This is a genomic window from Pseudomonas sp. AM4(2022), assembly GCF_036346515.1.
Taxonomy (GTDB): Bacteria; Pseudomonadota; Gammaproteobacteria; order Pseudomonadales; family Pseudomonadaceae; genus Aquipseudomonas; species Aquipseudomonas paracarnis.
On sequence record NZ_JAOTNW010000045.1, the window covers coordinates 1 to 5,302 of the forward strand.

Below are 5,302 nucleotides of genomic sequence, written 5' to 3' on the forward strand. Positions count from 1 at the left end.
TCAAAAGCAAGAGCGGCTCGCTTCGCATCGTGGTTACCGTTGGCTGCTACAACCTCCAACGTTGTGTAGATCCCTCCCACCTCGGCCCGCGCTCATCAGCAGAGTTCCCAAGCGTCTCACCACCCCTCTTTCAACATCCGCAGCTCCAGATGCTGCAACAACATGATCGTCTTGCCATCCACAATCTCCCCGCTCTGCACCATCGCCAGTGCCTGCTCAAAGCCCAGTTCCAGCACCTCGATATCCTCGCCCTCTTCTTCCAGGCCTCCGCCCGCTCCCACTCGGTCGCCTGGCTGGTATTCACCGATAAAAAAGTGAATCCGCTCCGTCACCGATCCCGGGCTCATGAACGCCGCGTAGATTCTCTCCACATGCCCCACGCGATAGCCGGTCTCTTCCTCGGCCTCCAGGCGGATGCGTTCTTCGGCGCTGGCGTTATCGAGCAAACCGGCCGCCGCTTCAATCAGGTAGCCAGGGTAATCGTTGACGAACGTGGGCATGCGGAACTGGCGAATCAGCAACACCGTGCGTTGCTCGCGGTTGTACAACAGGATGGTCGCACCGTTGCCCCGGTCATACACCTCGCGGGTCTGGGCTTGCCAACTGCCGTCGCGACGGCGCAGGTCGAAGCTGTATTTCTTCAGCAGGTACCAGTTGTCCGAGAGGGTTTCTTCGGCGGTGATGCGCACGGGGCTATCGTTCATGGTCGGGCCTTGGTAGGTGGAAACAGTTCAGGTGGTGGCCTGGCTGGACGGCTGTTTGATATGCGACCACGCGGCGGCAACTTCTTCAGCGCTGCCTGCTTTGATCCGGGCAAGATTGCGTGGGTAATCCACGCCAGGATTTTCGCTGAAACGCGTGGCGGTGAATTGGCCATTGCTGGCGCGCAGGATATAGCCGGTATCGGTGCACTGCTGAGAAGCCAGGAACAACACGCCCGGCGTCACCCAATCCGGCTTGAGTTCGTCCGGCTCTTCGGTCACGCCCCACATGCGCGTCTTGGCCACCGGCGAGATCGCGTTGACGAGCACCCCGGCCTCAACGCCTTCGTGACTCAAGGCGTTCATGATCCCCACTTGCGCCATCTTGCCAGCGCTGTAGGCCACCAGCCCGGTCTGCTCGTATTGCGCATACATGGCGCGGTCGGAGGTGGTGAGGATGATGCGCGGCGCACAAGAGCGCAGCAGATGCGGCCAGGCATGTTTGCACAACCACAGCGGTGCGTAGAGGTTGATGTCCATGGCCCGCTGCAGGAACGCGGCATCGAGTTCTGCGATGGGCTGGTAGCCCACCCAGCCGGCGTTGTGAATCAAAATATCGAGTTGGCCGAAGGTTTCGAGGGTATAGCTGATCAGTTGGCGACACCCCTCGTCCGTGGACAAGTCACCGCCATGGCCCGCTACCGTCAACCCTTCGGCACGCAACGCCTCGGCGGCCTGTTGCACCACCGACGCATCGGTGCCGGCGCCCACGTTGTCGGCGCCAATATCACTGATGACGACACGGGCACCAGCCTGCGCCAATGCTCGTGCATAACTGAGCCCCAAGCCACGCGCACCTCCGGTGACGATTGCGGTTTTACCTGTGAAATCCATGTGTTTTTCCTCCTGTTCAGCCCCTCACCCTAACAACCCGCACGAGGATTGTTCAATGCTGTAACACTTTCATCGGTCACGGCCGTCGCATTAATGCCTACCCGCCCAGGCCATCTGGTAAAACCCGTGCTTCACCTTTGTTCTGGAACCTTCATGTCTTCTGCTTCCATACCTCGCCGGGGCCTGCGCTGGTTTGTCTGGCTGTGCATGGCCGTGTTGATTGTCGGCCTGCCGGTCGGCTGCGCCGTGTTGCAACACAAGGAGCGCGAACTTGTGTTTCGCATCGAGCCGGGAACCGCCGGCTGGTACACCGGCCTGCCCAAGGCGGTGCAGGAATTTGAACTCAAGCCCGCCAGTTTCAAAGCAGGGCAGAACATTCATGGCTGGTGGTACCCGGCAGCCAACAAAGACGCACCCGCCATCCTCTACCTGCACGGGGTACGCTGGAACCTCACGGGCCAATTGTTTCGCATCGAGCAATTGCACGCCCTGGGCTTTTCGGTCCTGGCCATCGACTATCGCGGCTTTGGCCAAAGCCAGGGCGACCTGCCCTCGGAAGCCACGGTGTACGAGGACGCTCGCATTGCCTGGGAGCGCTTCCAGACCCTGCAACCAGACCCCGGCAAACGCCTGATCTACGGGCACTCCCTGGGTGGCGCGGTCGCCATCGACCTCGCTGCCGAGTTGGGCAAGCAGGTGCCATTGCCGGTGCGTGGGCTGGTGATCGAGTCCACGTTCACCTCCCTGGCGGATGTCGCCACGGCCGTTGCCAACACCTCATTGCCGGTACGCTGGTTGCTGTCGCAGAAGTTCGATTCTATCGACAAGATTGCCGACATCCACATGCCGCTGCTGGTGGTCCACGGCCTCGACGACCGCTACGTACCACCGCGCTTCAGCCAGCAGTTGTTTGAAGCCGCCCAGCAACCCAAACACTTGTTGCTGGTGCCCGGTGCCAGCCATAACAACAGCATGAACCTCGCCGGGCGCAGTTATGGCCAGGCGCTGGAAAACCTGATGCGCACGAAGATGCCCGCCCAGGTGGTGACACACTCCACAGGCCGCGATAACGCCTCATAAATACGCTTTTCGGCACTGGGTTCGCGCTTGGCTGTCAAGCGCAAACCCTGGCCATGTTGGCCCGAAATACAAGTTGATCAAATAATGATCTTCGCTGAAATCGCCAACGCTGCCGGGCCTTCACAAAGTTATCCACAGAGATACCCACGGTTTTCGTGGACAACTCTTTTTATATTTTTACGTTTTTTTTGCTTAAGCCGTGCTTCCAGGAAAGGTACCGGGCAACAGGATTTCGCGATTCACCTCGCGTATATCTTTATAGCCACACAGTGCCATCGACACGTCCAGTTCGCGGGCGATGATATCGAGGGCCTTGGTCACGCCCGCCTCGCCCATCGCCCCCAACCCATACAAGTGCGGGCGGCCAATCATGGTGCCCTTGGCGCCCAGCGCCATGGCCTTGAGCACGTCCTGGCCGGAACGAATCCCGCCGTCGAGCCACACTTCAATGCGGTTGCCCACGGCCTCGACAATCGCCGGCAATTGGCTGATGCTCGACGGCGCGCCATCGAGCTGGCGGCCACCGTGGTTACTCACCACCAACGCATCGGCACCGCAATCGGCCGCCAAGCGTGCATCCTCCACATCGAGAATGCCCTTGATGATCAGCTTGCCGCCCCAGCACCGCTTGATCCACGCCACATCGTCCCAGCTCAGGCGCGGGTCAAATTGCTGGGCGGTCCACGACGACAGCGAACTCATGTCGGCCACGCCCTTCACATGTCCGACGATATTGCCGAAACCACGCCGCTGGGTACCCAGCATGCCCATCACCCAGCGCGGCTTGGTCATCATGTTGAGAATGTTCGGCAGGGTCAGCTTGGGCGGCGCGGACAGGCCGTTGATCAAGTCCTTATGGCGCTGCCCCAGAATCTGCAAATCCAGGGTCAGCACCAATGCATCCACCCCGGCAGCCTTGGCGCGCTCGATCAACTGCTCGATAAAACTGCGGTCGCGCATCACATACAACTGGAACCAGAACGGCTGGCCGACATGCTCGGCGATGTCTTCCAGCGAACAGATACTCATGGTCGACAAGGTATAGCGCAGCCCGAACGCGGCAGCGGCACGGGCAGTGAGGATTTCGCCATCGGCATGTTGCATGCCTGCCAGGCCAGTCGGCGCCAGCGCCACAGGCATGGCCATGTCCTGGCCGATCATGCTGGCGCGGATCGAACGCTCATCAATATTGCGCGCCACCCGTTGGCGAAACTTGATACGCGCAAAATCAGTTTCGTTGGCGCGGTAGGTGCTCTCAGTCCAGGAGCCGGAATCGGCGTAGTCGTAGAACATGCGGGGGACACGTTTTCGCGCCAGCTTGCGTAAGTCTTCGATGGTTGTGATCAACGGCATCGGGTCACCTCTCCCTGAACTGAACACAGAGAGTAACCGGCAGGAGCGTGGGCAACCAGCCGTTGCGTTTAGATAGACTGACGATTAATCTCGCACAAACCCGCAATAAAGCGCACAAACATGCAAAAAACTCATCAAGCCATCGACCTGCCTTCCCTGCGCAAACAAAAGATCTTGTTGTTGCTGGAACGCGACGGCAAGGTCACCGCATCTGAATTGGTCGAGCATTTCGCCGTGTCCCAGGACACCATCCGCCGCGACCTCGGCGAACTCGCCGCCGCCGGCCTGTTGCAACGCGTACACGGCGGCGCCCTGCCCCGGCCCAAGGACACCGGCAAGGATTTCTTTACCCGTGTCGGCGAGACCAACGAGGTCAAGCGCCACCTCGCCCGCGTGGCGGCGGAGCGGGTTGAAGACGGCCAGATCGTGCTGTTCGATTCCGGCTCCACCACCTTGCAAATCGCTCAGTGCTTGCCCCATGCACTGCACCTGACCGTGGTCACACCATCCCCCATGATCGCCATCGCCCTGGCCGACCATCCGCATATAAAAGTGATCCTGGCCGGTGGCCAACTCAATCCCGCCACGCTCTCCACCGGCGGCCATGAAGCCGTGCGCCTGATCCAGAGCGTCAAGGCCGACCTGTTGTTCACCGGAGTGTGTGCATTGCACCCGCAAATAGGCATCACCTCGCTGCATTTTGGTGAAGTGGCCGTCAAGCAAGCCTTGCTCGACAGCGCGTCCCACGTCATCGCCGTGACCACCTCAGACAAGCTCGGCGCGGTGGAACCCTTTGTGGTGGCGCCGTGCAGCCGTATTCATACGTTGATTACCGAGTGGGACGCGCCGGATGTGCAGGCGTATGAACAGTTGGGGTTGCAGGTGCAGCGGGTGGACGTGCAGTGATGCAAACCCTGTGTAGGAGCGAGCTTGCTCGCGAAAAACGTTAACGATAACGCGGGTTTCCTGAATGAACGCGGCACCTGAGAGTTTTTCGCGAGCAAGCTCGCTCCTACAAAAAGGGCAAGCCGGCCATCTGGAGACGGTAACCACGATGCGAAGCGAGCCGCTCTTGATCTTGATCTGCTTTTGATCTCAGGCGCCCCGTTAAACCACGCTGGCCGGAATTCGACAGTGATTTGGGGGGCAAACCGGCAGGGATGCCGGTTTAGCCGCCCCGCGCCATGGATGGCGCGTGGCGGCGGCCCCCCAAATCACTGGCGGATTACGGGCACACCGAGCCTGGGCGAGGTGCCGAGTGGTGGGGCAAGAGC

General features: G+C 60.4%; 5 protein-coding genes. 2 read left to right on the top strand and 3 right to left on the bottom strand.

Features of this window, described 5'->3' with window-relative positions; translation table 11 throughout:
* Window positions 1-116: 116 nt before the first annotated feature.
* Both ODQ19_RS27785 and ODQ19_RS27790 read right to left on the bottom strand, forming a co-directional pair.
* Complete coding sequence (locus tag ODQ19_RS27785) at window positions 117-704, bottom strand: NUDIX domain-containing protein (protein WP_330211814.1); 588 nt, start codon at window positions 702-704, stop codon at window positions 117-119.
* A gap of 27 nt (window positions 705-731) precedes the next feature.
* Window positions 732-1,595: an SDR family NAD(P)-dependent oxidoreductase gene (locus tag ODQ19_RS27790; protein ID WP_330211815.1), complete on the bottom strand. Its 864-nt coding sequence runs from the start codon at window positions 1,593-1,595 to the stop codon at window positions 732-734.
* Window positions 1,596-1,748: 153 nt separating this feature from the next.
* On the opposite strand from ODQ19_RS27790, the gene ODQ19_RS27795 reads away from it, so the two are divergent.
* Window positions 1,749-2,675, top strand: coding sequence for an alpha/beta hydrolase (locus ODQ19_RS27795; protein WP_003191877.1), 927 nt, complete (start codon window positions 1,749-1,751; stop codon window positions 2,673-2,675).
* A 192-nt stretch (window positions 2,676-2,867) separates the two neighbouring features.
* Here the strand turns inward: ODQ19_RS27795 and ODQ19_RS27800 are convergent, their stop codons facing one another.
* Window positions 2,868-4,028, bottom strand: a complete 1,161-nt coding sequence (locus ODQ19_RS27800) for an alpha-hydroxy acid oxidase (protein ID WP_330211816.1) — start codon at window positions 4,026-4,028, stop codon at window positions 2,868-2,870.
* A 120-nt stretch (window positions 4,029-4,148) separates the two neighbouring features.
* On the opposite strand from ODQ19_RS27800, the gene ODQ19_RS27805 reads away from it, so the two are divergent.
* A complete protein-coding gene (locus ODQ19_RS27805; protein ID WP_330211817.1) occupies window positions 4,149-4,934 on the top strand; it encodes a DeoR/GlpR family DNA-binding transcription regulator in 786 nt (261 codons plus the stop codon).
* Window positions 4,935-5,302 lie beyond the last annotated feature (368 nt).